This is a genomic window from Streptomyces sp. NPDC126499, assembly GCF_040302485.1.
GTDB lineage: Bacteria > Actinomycetota > Actinomycetes > Streptomycetales > Streptomycetaceae > Streptomyces.
Genome location: NZ_JBEOUO010000001.1, coordinates 360,039 through 374,265, shown reverse-complemented (window position 1 = coordinate 374,265; position 14,227 = coordinate 360,039). Strand labels below are relative to the sequence as shown.

The 14,227-nt window shown below is 72.8% G+C and carries 15 protein-coding genes and 1 pseudogene; 6 read left to right on the top strand and 10 right to left on the bottom strand.

Annotated elements, in window-relative coordinates; all coding sequences use genetic code 11:
* Window positions 1–79: 79 nt before the first annotated feature.
* A complete protein-coding gene (locus tag ABTZ91_RS01840) occupies window positions 80–508 on the bottom strand; it encodes a hypothetical protein (protein WP_352075104.1) in 429 nt (142 codons plus the stop codon).
* 64 nt (window positions 509–572) lie between these two features.
* On the opposite strand from ABTZ91_RS01840, the gene ABTZ91_RS01835 reads away from it, so the two are divergent.
* The gene (locus ABTZ91_RS01835) at window positions 573–920 is read left to right on the top strand and encodes a MerR family transcriptional regulator (protein WP_352075103.1); all 348 of its coding nucleotides are present in this window, start codon (window positions 573–575) and stop codon (window positions 918–920) included.
* Between the two features lie 1,062 nt (window positions 921–1,982).
* Here ABTZ91_RS01835 and ABTZ91_RS01830 read toward each other — a convergent pair.
* Both ABTZ91_RS01830 and ABTZ91_RS01825 read right to left on the bottom strand, forming a co-directional pair.
* On the bottom strand, window positions 1,983–2,243 hold the full coding sequence (locus ABTZ91_RS01830) for a DUF397 domain-containing protein (RefSeq protein WP_352075102.1): 261 nt from the start codon (window positions 2,241–2,243) through the stop codon (window positions 1,983–1,985).
* Window positions 2,224–3,069 (bottom strand): helix-turn-helix transcriptional regulator, encoded by an 846-nt coding sequence (locus tag ABTZ91_RS01825; RefSeq protein ID WP_352075101.1) that lies wholly within the window; start codon window positions 3,067–3,069, stop codon window positions 2,224–2,226. The genes ABTZ91_RS01830 and ABTZ91_RS01825 overlap by 20 nt, the downstream gene beginning before the upstream one ends.
* 116 nt (window positions 3,070–3,185) lie before the next feature.
* Here ABTZ91_RS01825 and ABTZ91_RS01820 point away from each other — a divergent pair, with 116 nt between their 5' ends.
* Complete coding sequence (locus tag ABTZ91_RS01820; protein ID WP_352075100.1) at window positions 3,186–3,410, top strand: hypothetical protein; 225 nt, start codon at window positions 3,186–3,188, stop codon at window positions 3,408–3,410.
* Window positions 3,407–3,610, top strand: coding sequence for a hypothetical protein (locus ABTZ91_RS01815; RefSeq protein WP_352075294.1), 204 nt, complete (start codon window positions 3,407–3,409; stop codon window positions 3,608–3,610). The genes ABTZ91_RS01820 and ABTZ91_RS01815 overlap by 4 nt, the downstream gene beginning before the upstream one ends.
* A gap of 40 nt (window positions 3,611–3,650) precedes the next feature.
* On the opposite strand, the gene ABTZ91_RS01810 is transcribed toward ABTZ91_RS01815, so the two are convergent.
* Complete coding sequence (locus ABTZ91_RS01810) at window positions 3,651–4,382, bottom strand: transporter substrate-binding domain-containing protein (protein ID WP_352075099.1); 732 nt, start codon at window positions 4,380–4,382, stop codon at window positions 3,651–3,653.
* A 114-nt stretch (window positions 4,383–4,496) separates the two neighbouring features.
* Complete coding sequence (locus tag ABTZ91_RS01805) at window positions 4,497–5,381, bottom strand: aldo/keto reductase (protein WP_352075287.1); 885 nt, start codon at window positions 5,379–5,381, stop codon at window positions 4,497–4,499.
* Between the two features lie 205 nt (window positions 5,382–5,586).
* Here ABTZ91_RS01805 and ABTZ91_RS01800 point away from each other — a divergent pair, with 205 nt between their 5' ends.
* Window positions 5,587–7,083, top strand: coding sequence for an alpha/beta hydrolase (locus ABTZ91_RS01800; RefSeq protein ID WP_352075098.1), 1,497 nt, complete (start codon window positions 5,587–5,589; stop codon window positions 7,081–7,083).
* Between the two features lie 21 nt (window positions 7,084–7,104).
* Here the strand turns inward: ABTZ91_RS01800 and ABTZ91_RS01795 are convergent, their stop codons facing one another.
* Genes ABTZ91_RS01795 through ABTZ91_RS01785 form a run of 3 tightly spaced genes read right to left on the bottom strand, consistent with a single transcriptional unit; the run spans window position 7,105 to window position 10,774 of the window.
* Window positions 7,105–8,748 (bottom strand): PTS transporter subunit EIIC, encoded by a 1,644-nt coding sequence (locus ABTZ91_RS01795; RefSeq protein WP_352075097.1) that lies wholly within the window; start codon window positions 8,746–8,748, stop codon window positions 7,105–7,107.
* Between the two features lie 39 nt (window positions 8,749–8,787).
* Window positions 8,788–9,726 carry an N-acetylmuramic acid 6-phosphate etherase gene (murQ, locus tag ABTZ91_RS01790; RefSeq protein WP_352075096.1) on the bottom strand — a complete coding sequence of 313 codons (939 nt, stop codon included), beginning with the start codon at window positions 9,724–9,726 and terminating at the stop codon, window positions 8,788–8,790.
* 25 nt (window positions 9,727–9,751) lie between these two features.
* A complete protein-coding gene (locus ABTZ91_RS01785; protein WP_407077877.1) occupies window positions 9,752–10,774 on the bottom strand; it encodes a MurR/RpiR family transcriptional regulator in 1,023 nt (340 codons plus the stop codon).
* Between the two features lie 82 nt (window positions 10,775–10,856).
* On the opposite strand from ABTZ91_RS01785, the gene ABTZ91_RS01780 reads away from it, so the two are divergent.
* Window positions 10,857–11,213 (top strand): hypothetical protein, encoded by a 357-nt coding sequence (locus ABTZ91_RS01780; RefSeq protein WP_352075095.1) that lies wholly within the window; start codon window positions 10,857–10,859, stop codon window positions 11,211–11,213.
* Window positions 11,214–11,226: 13 nt separating this feature from the next.
* Window positions 11,227–11,487 (top strand): annotated as a pseudogene (locus ABTZ91_RS01775) (DUF4031 domain-containing protein); the annotation flags it as partial.
* 187 nt (window positions 11,488–11,674) lie between these two features.
* Here the strand turns inward: ABTZ91_RS01775 and ABTZ91_RS01770 are convergent.
* The gene (locus ABTZ91_RS01770; RefSeq protein WP_352075094.1) at window positions 11,675–12,700 is read right to left on the bottom strand and encodes a hypothetical protein; all 1,026 of its coding nucleotides are present in this window, start codon (window positions 12,698–12,700) and stop codon (window positions 11,675–11,677) included.
* Between the two features lie 43 nt (window positions 12,701–12,743).
* Window positions 12,744–13,952: a Cmx/CmrA family chloramphenicol efflux MFS transporter gene (locus ABTZ91_RS01765; protein ID WP_352075285.1), complete on the bottom strand. Its 1,209-nt coding sequence runs from the start codon at window positions 13,950–13,952 to the stop codon at window positions 12,744–12,746.
* Window positions 13,953–14,227: the final 275 nt, after the last annotated feature.

Here is a 14,227-nt window from a genome sequence, read left to right as displayed (position 1 = left end):
ACGGGTGATCGCGGGGTACCCGACCGCCCCCCTCCGGCCCCCGGGGCGGAGACGCGGAGAGGGGGCGCCGAGGGCCGTCTCAGGGCGTTTCGGGGCGGGGGTGGAGGAGGTTTCCCGACGGGTTTCGCCGGGTCTTCCGGCCGGCCCACGGGGCGAGTTGGAGCACGCCCAAGGCCACCTCGACGGCGAGGAACGCCCAGAGGATCCGCGGCCCGCCGTGCGCCAGCGCGTACGCCTGCCAGCTCGCGAACAGGGCGCGCGCGACACCGTCGAGAAGGCCGTGCAGGGGGAGGGGGTGGAGGGCACGCAGCAGGGCCCAGACGATCACGACGGAGCCGAGGAGGTTCGCATAGAGGACCGTCAGAGGACCGGCGGGGCCGTCGCCCAGCGACAGGGCGTCGTGCAGCAGTCGGTACGTCCACGGGGTCATGAAGCCGGCGGTGACGACGAGGTCGTACCAGGCGCTGGCCCGGACCAGACGGATGTAGGAAGGGGAAGAAGTGAGCATGTGGGCGACGCTAAACAGTGGACTACGGTCGAAGGTCAAGCCCGGGAGAAGAAGAGGAAGCAGCATGCTCATCGGTGAACTCGCCGCCGCCACCGGCATGTCCCGCGACACCCTCCGCTTCTACGAACGACGCGGCCTGATCACGGGCGAGCGCCGTCCCAACGGCTACCGCGACTTCCCACCCGAGACCGTCCCCTGGCTCCAGTACGTGCGCACCGCCCAGGCCCTGGGCTTCACCCTCGCGGAGATCCGGCAGGTCGGCGAGGAACTGCGGGGCGCGCCCGACAGCGCGGAGCGGCTTTCGGCTTTGTTCGAGGAGAAGCTGCGGATCGTGGAGGCGCGGATGGAGGAACTGGCGGCTGTGAGGGGCGAGCTGTTGGAACGGGTGGGGGCGGGGTGTCCGTTGGGGTAGGGGTGGTGGGGGTGGGGGTCTTGGGTTTTCGGGGTGGGGGTTTCGGGGTGGGCTGCTGGTTCGGCCGCCCTCTCTCCGAGTGTGGCCCCCTTCACCGGCCCCTCAAGGGCGCTCCTTCGTCGCGTCGCTGCGCGATGGCCTTCGGCCACCCTTGACCGGCCGGTTCCGGGGTCCTTTACACACTCGGAGGGCGGCCGGGGGCGTGGCCACGCAGGCAGACCGGATATCCGCTGGGCGCCGTAGGCGCCTGCGGGTTGGTGGGTGGGGTGCGCAGGCGTTGAATGGGGTGCCCAATCCCGGCTCAGCGGCCGGCCGCCGCCTTTGGGCCGGGATTCAAGCCCCGCTGGTCACTGTGGGTGGGTGGATGGGATGGTCCGGCTTGCCCTGGTGGTGCAAAGTGGCCTCTCGCGGGCTGCGGTGTGACGGCAGTGAACTCCTGTGACAGTGGAGGTACTTCAACTGTCTCGGCAGCGGGGTTTGCACCGCCTGGCGGGGCGGAGTCGCCGACGGTCGTTGCCCGTGTGACGTGAGGGGACTATTGGGACGTGGGAGGCACGCCCACCGCCCGCTCAGGCGGGGTATGTGGTCCCCGGTGGTGCAAACTCCGTCCTCGCGAGCGGATCTGTGTCTGATGTGTCTGGTGTGACTTCAGAGGCGAACTCCCGCCCGCGAGGACGCACTTTGCACCGGACCGCTTCTTTCCACCCACCGGGAGCGACCAGCGAGGCTTGAATCCCAGCCCCACGACGGCCGCCGGCCGCCGAACCCGGATTGGGCACCCCATTCAACGACCGCGCACCCCCACGGCCGGAAACTGAATCCCCCGACCCGGCCACAAACCAAGCCCCCACCCACCAACCCGCAGGCGCCCACGGCGCCCGACCGCTCCCCGGTCTCCCCGCGTGGCCACGCCCCCCGGCCGCCCTCCGAGAGTTTTTGAGCGCCTGGAGCCGCCGGGTCAAGGGTGGAGCGAAGCGGAATCGCGCAGCGACGCGACGCAGGAGCGCCCTTGACGCGGCGGCGGAAGGTGCGACTCTCGGAGAGAGGGCGGCCGTACGGCGCCTACTTCAGGGCGTCCACGAAGACGGACCAGGGAGCAGTACGGAACACGAGCTTCGCACCGTCCGGGACCTTCGAGTCGCGGACGGGGACGATGCCGGGGTGCTCGTCCGAAACCTCCAGGCAGTTGCCCCCGTCGCCGCCGCTGTACGAGGACTTGCGCCAGGTAGCCACCTCGACGCAGTCGCTGCCATCACCCGCGCTGTAGCTCGACTTGAACCAGGTGGCTGTGCTCAGGTCGTACTCAGGAGCGTTCGTCTTCATGGGCGTAATCCTCCATGGCGGACTCGATCAAAGCCAGGGACTCGCGTGGGGGCAACGCGGTTGCCGAAAGGAGATCGTAGGTGAGGCTGTGGCGCGCCACGGTGGCCGGATCGTCCTCCAGGCGGCCTGATCCGTGGCCCTGCAAGTACGCCAACGGAGGGGCGTCCTCGAAGGTCATGAGCTTGAGCGGGCCGCCCATCGACGAGTGTGCTCCCGCTGAGAACGGGACCACCTGCACGACCACCCTGCGCCTGTGCGCCAAGCTCACCACATGTCGTAGCGCCTCCGCCATAACCGCCGGTCCGCCCACCTTGTGGCGGAGGACTGCCTCCCCCAGGACGACCCACAACAACGGCTTTGTTGGGTCGTCCAGCAATCGGCCGCGGGCCAGGCGCGCCCCGACTAGTTCATCGATCACCTCGTCCGGTGCCGTCGGCTGATACGCCCGGAACAGTTCCCGCGCGTACGCCGGCGTCTGGAGCAGTCCCGGGATCAGGTGCGGCTCGAACTGCTTGATCGTCGTCGCCTCGGCTTCCGCCTCTGCCGCCTCCGCGAAGTGGTCCGGGTACTTCGACTTGTTCGCCGCCGTGCAGTTGCGCTCGAAGAAGCCGTCCGTCCCCAACACCTCGTCCAGTTGGACCGCGATCTGGGGCCGGATGCGTCTCGTCCCCGCCTCCATCTGGCCGATGTACGAGCCGCTCACGAAGACCAGCTCGCCCAGTGCCTCCTGGCTCAGGCCCTTGCGTTCCCTCGCGTGCCGGAGTTCCGCGCCGATTATCGCCCTGGGGGACGTCGACGGTTCCGGCTTCTCCCTGGCATCGGCCATATCAACTCCTGCTCGGACACCTCGCGTTGTTGCGGTCGCCCCACTGTTCCCCAGCATGCACCGCGCCGACACTCTCCGTAAGTGAAATCGATACACAGAGTGGAAAGGCCGGTAAAATGCCCACCTCGCAGAGCGCGCTCGACAGTCTCCGCACCGCCCAGGACGTCGTCACCCAACTCCGGGCCGAACTCGCCGCCCACGGCGTCACCCTTCCCTCCCTCGGCGTCGACCCGCTGACCATGGCGGCCACGGCACCCGCGTACCCGCTCGTCGAGCTCGGGCGGTGCAACCTCGACACCGCCCGGCGGCTCGTGAGTGTGCTCGCGGAGGCGCGGGCGTGAAGGCGGGGGAGTACGTCATCGACACCCGGGACGGACGGGTCGGGCAGGTCATGGGGCACGAGGGGCCCTGCGTGCAGTTGCGGCCGCCCGGCGGCGGAAGGGAGTGGGACTGTCCGCCCGACGCCATGCGGCCCGCCCCGCCGGGCGAAGTGCTGCGGGCGCGGGTCCGCGCGCTCAACCGGGACGCCCGGTTGCCCTGAGCCAGGGCCGGTCCGGGACGCTCCCGCGAGGGCCTTTCAGTCAGCCGGCCGGGGCGGGCGGGGCCAGGAGGTCCGGGTCCTGGCCCGAGCGGGCGAGGGACGCCGTGACGGAGCCGTTCGCCTTCAGGTCCTCCACCGTGGCGCGCAGGAAGGCGACCGTTTCCGCGGACCGGCCCACCGTCGTGCCCACCGCCTGCCGGATCTCCATGAACCGCTCGTCGAGCAGCCGCACCTCCGGGTGAGCGGCGGCGTACGCCGTCATCGGCTGGCGGATGCCCGCGCCCGCCTCCAGGCCCTGCTCGGCGAAGGTGTCGACGCCCTCCGCGCCCCGCACCAGGGTCGCGTGGCGCAGAGTGCGGGTGAGATGGAGGTCGTACGCCGAGCCCGCCTTCACGCCGATGCGGACGCCCGGCGCGTCCACGTCCTGCGGGGTCCTGAGGGCGGAGTCGCGCGGCACGGCGTACACGCCCTCGATGACCACGTACGGGGCCGTGAAGGCGACCTCCGCCTCGCGGGCCGGATCGACCGCGAGGAAGCAGAGGTCCGCCCGGCCGGTCGCCATCGCCTCGTACGACTTACGGGCCGCGTCGAAGCACAGCAGCTCCACGGGCACGCCGAGGCGGGCCCCGATCTCCCGGGCGAGGTCCACGGTGACACCGGCCGGGGCGTCCGGGGTGCCCTGGGCGAGGACCGGGTTACCGAGGTTGATCGAGGCGCGCAGGGTCCCAGTGGGGGCCAGGTCGGCGGCGAGGGCCCGGTTCGAGGTCGTCATGCGGCGGAGTCTAGACAGACGGAGGTCCCCACACCGGGACGGGTGGGCACCCGGAGATCCCGGACACCCGGACGTCCAGCTCCCGGACGACCAACCCGGGCCCTCGGCCGACCCCTACACTCCCGCCGCCCGGTGCACTCCCTCCAACAGCGCCAGCTCCTCCGCGCTCAGCCTCAGCGTGCCCGCCGCGACGTTCGCCTCCAGGTGGGCCGGGTCGCCCGTGCCCGGGATCGCCAGCAGGTGCGGGCCCTGGTGGAGGGTCCAGGCGAGGCGGATCTGGGCCGGGCTCGCGTCGTGGGCGCGGGCGACGGCGAGGAGTTCCGCCGGCTCGGCGGTGGCGTCGGCGCCGTTCTCCCGGCCGGCCGCCGCGATCGCGTAGAACGGCACGAACGCGATGCCCAGCTCGCCGCAGCGGCGGACGAACTCGGCGTACTCGGGGCGTACGCCGATCCCGTACATGTTCTGCACGCACACCACAGGCGCGATCCGCCGGGCCTCCTCCAGTTGCTCGGGCGTGACGTTGGACAGGCCGAGGTGGCGGATCAGGCCGGCCTCGCGGAGTGCGGCGAGGGCGCCGAAGCGTTCGGCGACCGAGTCGGTGCCGAGGACCCGGAGGTTGACGACGTCGAGGTGGTCGCGGCCCAGCTGGCGCAGGTTCTCCTCGACCTGGCCGCGCAGGGCCTCCGGGGTCCTGGCGTGCGGGGCCCAGGCGCCGGACGCGTCGCGCGCCGGGCCGACCTTGGTGGCGATGACGAGGTCGTCGGGGTAGCGGCCGGATGGGGCGAGGGCGCTGTTGATGAGCTCGTTGGCGGAGCGGAGCGGGGAGAAGTAGAAAGCGGCGGTATCAATGTGATTGACGCCGAGCGCGACGGCCTTGCGGAGGACGGCGATCGCCTGGTCCCGGTCCCTCGGGACGGCGTTCTCGATCAGTGCCTCCCCGGTCTGGGGCAGGCGCATCGCGCCGAAGCCGATGCGGTTCACCGTCAGGTCGCCCAGCATCCAGGTGCCGGCGGAGGCGGCGGGGACTGTGGCGTCAACGGTCGTGTGCGGGGTCGTGTCCTTGATCGTGTCCTTGATCGTGTCCGTGGTCGTGTCCGTCGTCATGCGGTGGTGATCTCCCTTGTACGGGGCGGGGGTTGGCCCTACTCCCGAGTGGCCTGCCTGCGGGATGGGTGAGGCGCCGTGGAGCGACGAAGGTTTCCCCATGACCTCTCACCTGCGCAACATCCTTCTGGTCGGCCTCGCCTCCGCCGCCGTCGCGGCCGGGCTCGCCACCACGCCGACCGCTTCCGCCGCTTCCGCAGCCCCGGCCGTCCCCTCCCCACTGGGCTGGGCGCCCTGCGGCCCCGACGGGCTCCGCCAGGAGTGCGCCACGCTCTCCGTGCCCCTCGACTACGCGGACCCCGGCGGCCGACAGGTCGAGCTGGCCGTGTCCCGGATCCGCAGCGGCGACCCGGCCGCACGGCGCGGCACCCTCCTCGTCCTGCCCGGCGGTCCCGGCGGTTCGGGCGTGCAGAGGCTGAGCGGGAAGGGCGCGGCGCTGGTGCGGGAGCTGGGCGGGGCGTACGACCTGGTGGCGTTCGACCCGCGCGGGGTCGGCGGCAGCATGAAGGCGGACTGCGGGCTCGCGGACGAGGACCGCCGTCTGGTGAACCTGCGGGCCTGGCCGGCCGCCGACGGCTCGATCACCGAGAACGTCGAGCGTTCCCGGCGGGTCGCCGCGGCCTGCGCCCGTAACGGCGGCGCCGAGCTGCGCAGCCTCACCACCGCCAACCAGGTCCGGGACATGGACCGGCTGCGGCAGGCGCTCGGCGAGGACAAGGTGTCGGCGTGGGCCAACTCGTACGGCACGTATGTGACCGCGCGGTACGCGCAGGAGTTCCCGCACCGGACCGACCGTGTCGTCCTCGACAGCAGCGCCGACCCCGACCCGCGGTCCGTGGCGCAGGGCTGGCTGCGGGACATGGCGCGGGGCGTCGAGGACCGCTTCCCCGACTTCGCGGCCTGGGCGGCGCACCCCGACCGGGCGCAGGCGGGGCTGCGGCTCGCCGAACGTCCCGAGGACGTCCGGCCGCTGGTCCTCGGCCTGGCCGCCCGCCTGGACCGTACGCCCAAGCCCTCGACCACGCCGGGCGTGCCGCTCACCGGCAACCTGCTCCGCCAGGCCCTGCAGAACGCGCTCGGCTCCGACACCTCCTTCGAGGGCTTCGCGCGCCTGGTCCAGGAGGCCCGCACGCCCACCGCGACGCCCGTCCTGCCGGCGGCGCTGGCCGGCCCCATGCCCGGCCCCGACGCGGCCGTGATCATCGGCGTCGTCTGCAACGACGTGAGGTGGCGCGGCTCGGTCCGCGACCACGAGCGGGCGGTCGCCGCCGACCGCGCCGCGCACCCGCTGACGGCGGGCATGCCGGTGAACATGACCCCCTGCTCCTTCTGGAAGGGCGGTCCGGTCGAGAAGCCGGTCCGGCTCACCGACGACGGCCCGTCCCATGTCCTCATGATCCAGGGCCTCCGCGACCCCAACACCCCGCACTCCAGCGGCCTGAAGATGCGCGCGGCCCTCGGCGAGCGCGCCCGCCTGGTCTCCGTCGACAGCGGCGGCCACGGCATGTACCTGAGCAACGGCAACGCGTGCGGCGACCGGACGGTGACCCGCTTCCTGCTGACGGGGGAGCGCCCGGCGGTTGACGTGACCTGCTGAAACGGGGGCGCCGCGCCGCTGCTAGACCTTGGCGGGGTGGGAGGTGGGTCCGGGGTCGGGGTCAGGGTCGGGGTCGGGACCTGGGGCAGGGTGCGGGTGCGGGTGCGGGTGCGGGTGCGGGTGCGGGTGTGGGGGCGGTGGCTGGGTGCCGGTCGCTGTCGCCTCCGCCGGGGCCGCGACCGTCTCCGCGCCGGTCTCCGCGTCCGTCTCCGTGCCCGTCTCCACGTCCAACTCCTCGATCATCTCCCGGCTGAAGCCGAAGAAGTACGTGGCCAGGAAACCCGCCGCGTAACCGACCAGCAGCCCGCCCGCGTAGATCGCGATCGTCTCGCCCAGGCCCTTGTTGCCGTCGAGGAGCGGGAAGAGGGCCCAGCCGGAGGGGCCGATGGCGGTGGAGCCGACCTTGTCGCCCAGCATGTTGAAGAGGCCGACGAAGCCGCCGCCGAAGGCGCCGCCGACGCAGGCGGTGACGAAGGGGCGGCCCAGGGGCAGGGAGACGCCGTAGATGAGGGGTTCGCCGACGCCGAGGAGGCCGGCCGGGAGGGCGGAGCGGATGGTGCGGCGGAGGGAGCCGTTGCGGGGCAGCCTCACGTACACGGCCATGGCCGCGCCGACCTGGCCCGCGCCCGCCATCGCGAGGATCGGCAGCAGGACCGTGTAGTCCTGCTGCTCGATGAGGGTGGTGTGGAGGGGGATGAGGGCCTGGTGGAGGCCGAGCATCACCAGCGGCAGGAACAGCCCGCCGAGCACGAGACCGGCGCCGGCGCCCGCGTGCGCGAGCAGCCAGTCGGCGAAGTCGCCGATGGCGCGGGAGACCTCGCCGGCCACGTACATCAGGCCGAAGACGGTGGCCAGGCCGGCGACGAGCACGGTGAGGGTGGGGGTGACCAGGACGTCCAGGGACTCGGGCACCTTGCGGCGGCACCACTTCTCCACGTACACGGCGAGGACGGCGGCGCCGAGCGCGCCGAGGACGCCGCCCTGGCCGGGGGAGAGGGGCCGGCCGAAGACCTCGACCTTCGCGACCCCGGCGAAGACGATGACGGAGGCGACGGCGCCGCCGAGGATCGGCGTGCCGCCGAACTCCTTGGCCGTGTTGTAGCCGACGAAGACCGCGATCAGGGCCATGAAGCCGCTCGCGACGGCGGCGAGCGCCGGGGTGACGGCGGGCAGCAGGCCGAGGTTGATCAGCAGGCCGTTGAGACCGGCGATGATGCCGCAGCCGATGAGGGCGGGGATCAGCGGGACGAAGATGTTCGCGATCCGGCGCAGGAAGAGTTTGAAGGGGGTCGCGTTCCGGGCCTTCTGGGCGGCCTTGATCGCCGCGCCCCGCGCGGCCAGCTCCTCGGCAGTGTGCGTCGGGGCGGCGGCCGCAACCAGGGCCTCGAACTCGGGCGTCACGCGGGCGACCGCGCCCGGACCGAGGACGATCTGGTACGTGTCGTCCTCCACCACGCCGAGGACGGGCGGCAGTGCCCGCAGGGCCTCGTCCCGTACGAGCGAGCGGTCCCGCAGGCCGAGCCGGAGGCGGGTCATGCAGTGGGCCACGGAGGCGATGTTCCCCGCGCCGCCGACGAGCGGGAGGATCGCGGCGGCGACGGCGCGGTGCTTGTCCTCGGCGGTGCTGCTCTTGTCGTCCGTGCTGCTCTCTTCGTCTGTGCTCATGGTGCCGTGGTGCCTTGCTGTGAGGGGACCCGTAAGGGGTTACGGGATGGCGGGGCCGGTCGCGTGCAGCGCGGCGCGCAGGTGGCCCCGGGTGTCCTGGAGCCGGCGCTCGGCGGTCTTGGCGTCGAGGTCGGCCAGGATCATCAGGATGGCGGTCTTCACCTCTCCGCCGGCGGAGCGCAACGCGGTCTCGATCTGCTCGTCCGTCGCTCCGGTGGCGAGGGCCACGATCCGGCGGGAGCGGGCCTGGAGCTTGTCGTTGGAGGCGCGGACGTCGACCATCAGGTTTCCGTAGGTCTTGCCGAGCCGGATCATGGTGATCGTCGAGATCATGTTGAGGACGAGCTTCTGGGCCGTGCCGGCCTTCAGCCGGGTCGAGCCGGTGAGCAGTTCGGGTCCCGTCACGACCTCGATGCCGTGTTCGGCGGCCGCGGCGAGCGCGCTGTCGGCGTTGCAGGACAGGCCGATGGTGAGCGCGCCGAGGGCGCGGGCGTGTTCGACGGCGCCGACGGCGTACGGGGTGCGGCCGGAGGCGGAGATGCCGACGACGGTGTCGTCGGCGGTGAGGCCGAGCGCGGTGAGGTCGGCCACGGCGAGCTCCTTGGAGTCCTCGGCGCCCTCGGCGGCCTTGACCATGGCGGTGGGGCCGCCCGCGATGAGGCCGACGACCTCGGAGGGGTCGGTGTTGAAGGTGGGCGGGCATTCGCTGGCGTCGAGGACGCCGAGCCGGCCGGCGGTGCCGGCGCCGAGGTAGAGGAGCCGTCCGCCGCGCGCCATCCGTTCGGCGGTGGCGTCGATGGCGGCGGCGATCGCCGGGAGCTGCTTGGCCACGGCGGTGGGGACGGTCTGGTCCTCCTGGTTCATGAGCGCGGCGATCTCGGCGGTGGGCAGCCGGTCGATCTCGGCGAGCTCGGGGCGGAAGGCCTCGGTGGTGAGCGTGGCGAGCTGGGCGCGCAGTTCGGAGTACGTGGTCGGCACGGGCGGCTGCTCTTTCCTGGGTGGTTCAGCGGGTGCGGGGGGCGTGGCGGTGCGCGAGGGCTTCGTACGAGGCTGCGAGGGCCGGGGCCGCCGTCTCGTACGTACGCTGGGTGACGCAGGTGAACAGGCAGTCCACGACCAGGAGTTGGCTGGTGCGGGAGGACATGGCGGCGGGGCGCAGTTCGCTCTCGCGGGCCGTGGAGGTGGTCAGCACGTGGTCGGCGTACTGGGTCACCGGGCCGTCCGGGCGGCCGGTGACGGCGACGGTGGTGGCTCCGTGGTCGAAGGCGACGCGGAGCGGTTCTATGACGTCGCCGGTGGAGCCGGAGTGGGTGATGGCGATGGCGACGTCGCCGGAGCGGAGCTGTACGGCGTTGGTGACGGCCAGGTGCGGGTCGCTGGGGGCGTGTGCGATCAGGCCGATGCGGAGCAGTTTCTGGGCGAGGTCCTGGGCGACGAGGCCGGAGGCGCCGATGCCGTAGATGTCGATGCGGCGGGCGCCGGCGAGGGCGGCGACGGCGGCGCCGAGCTGGACGGTGTCGAGTCCGGCGGCGGTGTCGGCGAGGGTCTGCTGCTCGTCGTAGGCGAGTTTGGCGACGACGTCGGCGACGGGGTCGTCGACGGCGATGTCGGCGGTGACGGAGGGCGCGCGGCCGGACTGCTGCTGGGCGGCGAGGCCGGCGAGGGCGAGGCGCAGGTCGCGGTAGCCGGGGTAGCCGAGAAGGCGGGCGGTGCGGACGACGGTCGCCTCGCTGGTGCCGGTGAGTTCGGCGAGGCCGGTGACCGTGAGGGCGGCGCAGCCGGCCGGGTCTCCGGCGACGGCCTCGGCGACCCGCTGCATGGAGCGGGTCATGGAGGGCGCGAGGGTCCGCACCTTGGCCGCGAGGGCGGCGGGGGCGGGCGGGGCGGCGCCGGTGCCGGGGGTCGCCGTACCGCCGGTCGGGGCGGCGACGGTGCCGGGGGGCGCCGTACCGCCGGCCGCGGCGGTGCCCGGGGCGCCGGGTCTGCTCGGCCCGCCGATGAAACTTTCCTTCACTTCATTGGTCACGATTGAAAGATATTTTCGGCACTCGGGGGCGTCAAGACCCGAGCCGCTGGTCCCGGACGGGCCCCGGGCGCAGAATGTGAACATGGACGACATCGACCCTCTGGAGCAGGCCCTTCATGCCGCCCGCGCCCTGATCCTCGCCGACCTGGCGGCCCGCGAGGTCGGCATGGCCGAGGTCGTCTCGATGGTGGAGGACGCCGTCGCCCACCGCCGGTGGTGGGTGGAGCAGTGGCCCGAGGGGCGCGCCTTTGTGGCCGGACTGGTTGCCCAGGACGTGCAGGACGCGCTGCTCGAACGGTACGGCCGCTGGCCGCTGTGCCCGGTCTGCTCCTCGGGCGACCCGCACGCCCTCGACGTCGAACCGGAGATGGGCCCCGACCCGCACTGGGTCTGCGGCAAACAGGGCGTGCGGGTGGCGCCCATCGGCGGCCTGACGTGACGGGGGCCGGGGCGTGACCCTCTACATCGATCCGCCCACCTGGCCCGGTCACGGCCGGATGTGGTCGCACCTGGTCAGCGACGTCTCCTTCGAGGAGCTGCACGCCTTCGCCGCCGCCATCGGCTGCCCGCCGCGGGCCTTCGAGCGCGACCACTACGACATCCCGTCCGACCGCTACGCCTCGGCGGTGGCGGCCGGCGCCGTCGAGGTCGGCTCGAAGGAGATCGTCCGCCTCCTGACGGCGGCGGGCCTGCGCCGGCCGAAGGGCCGGCCCGAGGACTGGCCCCAGGGGCCCCAGGACTGGCCGGAGGGCCGGCCGGGGGGCCGGCCCCAGGACTGGTCCGGGGACTGGTCGGGTGGCCGGCCGGCGCAGGGGGAGAACCTGCCGCGTCACGAGCGGTAGGGAGCGAGTCGGCGCGTGCACACCGTCCGCCCTCCCTCCCGGACGCGGTGACCGACCGTCAGACGGTGTAGGTGATCGCCGAGCCGTGGGTGGCCGCGATCGTGCCCGACGCGTAGCCGTCGTGGATCTTGACCGGGTTGCCGCTGACGTTGCGCACCTTCAGCGTCGTACGGACCTGGGTGCAGCCGCCGAGCTGGGCGGTGGTCAGGGTGAGGGTGTTCGCCGCGGTCTGGTGGTGCTTGGCGTTGGTGATGTTCCAGCGCGAGACGGGGCCCGCGATCGGCCCGCCGCACAGGGAGCCGTCGGCGTTGCGGGGCTGGGCCTCGACCCAGGTCTCGACGACGGTGCCGTCGTACGCGGTGGTGCCGCCGGAGCAGATCGAGGAGCCGGCGGCGCAGGTCGAGAGGGCCGCGTCCTGGTAGAGGGAGAGCCGGTTGCCGGCGGTCGGAGTGACCGTGTAGCCGAGGGTGGTGGCGGTGGTGGCGCGGGCGACCGTCGTGCCGCTGCCCGCGAGCAGGGTCCAGCGGGAGAGGTCGGTGTAGACGGGTTCGGTCTGCCGAGCGAGTTCGGCACCGGCCGGGACGCGCATGGTGACGGTGCGGCCGTTCACGATGATGGAGGAGTACGAGACGATCGACAGCCGGCAGGTGTAGCTGCCGGCCGCGGGCGCGACGAACACCCAGCGCAGGGCGGAGGTCAGACTGCTCTCGATCGTGGGCACCAGGTTGGCGGCCCAGTACACCCCGGCCTCGGTGCCGGCGGGCAGGGCCGTGCCGTCGGCGTTGCGGCAGCGGACGGCGAAGGTGTTGCCGATGTTGTCCCCGGCCGAGAGGGTGTCGACCGGCTCGGTGGAGAAGAAGCGGGACCACAGGTACGAGCGTTCCCCGGCCGCCGCGTCGAAGGTGATGGCGGTGCCGGGCACGTCGAGGTACGTGTCGGCGTTGCGGGTCACCTCGTACGTGAAGTCGCCGGAGGCGGCGTGGGCGGGCGCGGCGGTCGTCACCGCGCCCGCGAGGGTGAGGAGGAATGCTCCGGCCGCCACGGCGGCGGCACGGAGGGTTCGGAAGCGCACGGGGTGCTGCACGGGCCCTGCTCTCTCGTTGACGTGTACCCCTCCACTCGGAGGGTCAGCGAGACGATACGCGGGACTCTTCCGGCTGCGTGGCGGAGGACCTGGTCACGATCCGCGAGCGCGACCTGGTCAACCGCAGGGAGACCGCGACCGTGCCGAGGGCGAGCAGGGTCATGGCCGCACCGGCCCAGGCGGGGGAGGCGTAGCCGAAGTCGGCGTCGATGACGGTGCCGCCGAGCCAGGGGCCGCCGGTGTTGCCGAGGTTGAAGGCGGCGGTGGTGGTGGCGCCGGCGAGGGTGGGGGCGGCGCCGGCGACGTTGAACATGCGGGCGTTGAGGGCGGGGGCGGTGTAGAAGGCCGAGACGCCGAGGAGGAAGGCCAGCGCGATCGTGGCGACGGGGCTGGAGGCCAGCAGGGCGAGCGCCACGAGGAAGACGGTGGAGGCGGTGATGCCGCTGAGGAGGACACCGAAGAGGTGGGCGTCGGCGACGCGGCCGCCGATGTACGTACCGATGAGGGCGCCGATGCCGAAGAGGGCGAGGACGCCGGACACCCAGCCGTCGTCGAGGCCGGAGACGTCGGTGAGCAGCGGGGCCAGGTAGGAGAAGGCGCAGAAGACGCCGCCGGCGGCGAGGGCGGTGATCAGGACGGAGAGCAGCACCTGCCGGTCGCGGTAGATGACCAGCTCGTTCTTGAGGCGGGGCCGGGTCTCCGGCAGCGGGATGTGCGGGATGCGGGTGATCACGCCGACGAGGGCGATCGCGGAGGCGACGCCGACGGCCCAGAAGGCGGAGCGCCAGCCGAGGTGCTCGCCGAGGAAGGCGCCGGCGGGGACGCCGAGCACGTTGGCGATGGACAGGCCGCCGATCATGACGGCCATGGCGCGCGCCCGGGAGCCGACCGGCACCATGGCGATGGCGACGGCCGCGCCGACGGCCCAGAACCCGGCGCAGGCCAGGGCGCTCACCACGCGCGAGGCGAAGAGCACGGCGTAGTTCGGCGCGAGCGCGCCGGCGACCTGGCCGAGGCCGAAGACGGTGATCAGCGCGATGAGGGTGGTCTTGCGGGGCAGCCGGAGGGTGGCGACGGCGAGCAGCGGGGCGCCGATCACCATGCCGATGGCGAAGGCCGAGATGAGCAGGCCCGCGCGGGGGATGGAGACGCCCATGTCCTCGGCGATGGGCGGCAGCAGCCCGGACAGCATGAACTCGCTCGTGCCGAGCGCGAAGACGGACAGGCCGAGGATGTAGACGGCCAGGGGCATACGGGTGGGGGAGGGCGGCGCGGCTTCGGCGTTGATCGTCGGCATGACATGGGCAACCAGCCCGTGACCCCTGTCATTCCTCCGGGAGCGAACATCTCGGGATACGAGATGATCATCCGGCGAGCACTCGGCGACCACGCGGATGCCGTTGGGCGGGGCCCGGGCGCCCTCGGCTCGGGCGCCTGGGGCGTGCGGGGTGGTGGGGTGCGGGTCTGGGGTCTGTCGGGGTGGGGGTTTCTGGTGGGTGTGGGGTTCGGCCGCCCTCTCTCCGAGTG

Coding starts and splice junctions, on each gene's coding strand:
- ABTZ91_RS01840 (WP_352075104.1), bottom strand. CDS start 508: ATGCTCACTTCTTCCCCTTCCTACATCCGTCTGGTCCGGGCCAGCGCC.
- ABTZ91_RS01835 (WP_352075103.1), top strand. CDS start 573: ATGCTCATCGGTGAACTCGCCGCCGCCACCGGCATGTCCCGCGACACC.
- ABTZ91_RS01830 (WP_352075102.1), bottom strand. CDS start 2,243: ATGAAGACGAACGCTCCTGAGTACGACCTGAGCACAGCCACCTGGTTC.
- ABTZ91_RS01825 (WP_352075101.1), bottom strand. CDS start 3,069: ATGGCCGATGCCAGGGAGAAGCCGGAACCGTCGACGTCCCCCAGGGCG.
- ABTZ91_RS01820 (WP_352075100.1), top strand. CDS start 3,186: ATGCCCACCTCGCAGAGCGCGCTCGACAGTCTCCGCACCGCCCAGGAC.
- ABTZ91_RS01810 (WP_352075099.1), bottom strand. CDS start 4,382: ATGACGACCTCGAACCGGGCCCTCGCCGCCGACCTGGCCCCCACTGGG.
- ABTZ91_RS01805 (WP_352075287.1), bottom strand. CDS start 5,381: ATGCTGGGCGACCTGACGGTGAACCGCATCGGCTTCGGCGCGATGCGC.
- ABTZ91_RS01800 (WP_352075098.1), top strand. CDS start 5,587: ATGACCTCTCACCTGCGCAACATCCTTCTGGTCGGCCTCGCCTCCGCC.
- ABTZ91_RS01795 (WP_352075097.1), bottom strand. CDS start 8,748: ATGAGCACAGACGAAGAGAGCAGCACGGACGACAAGAGCAGCACCGCC.
- ABTZ91_RS01780 (WP_352075095.1), top strand. CDS start 10,857: ATGGACGACATCGACCCTCTGGAGCAGGCCCTTCATGCCGCCCGCGCC.
- ABTZ91_RS01765 (WP_352075285.1), bottom strand. CDS start 13,952: ATGCCCCTGGCCGTCTACATCCTCGGCCTGTCCGTCTTCGCGCTCGGC.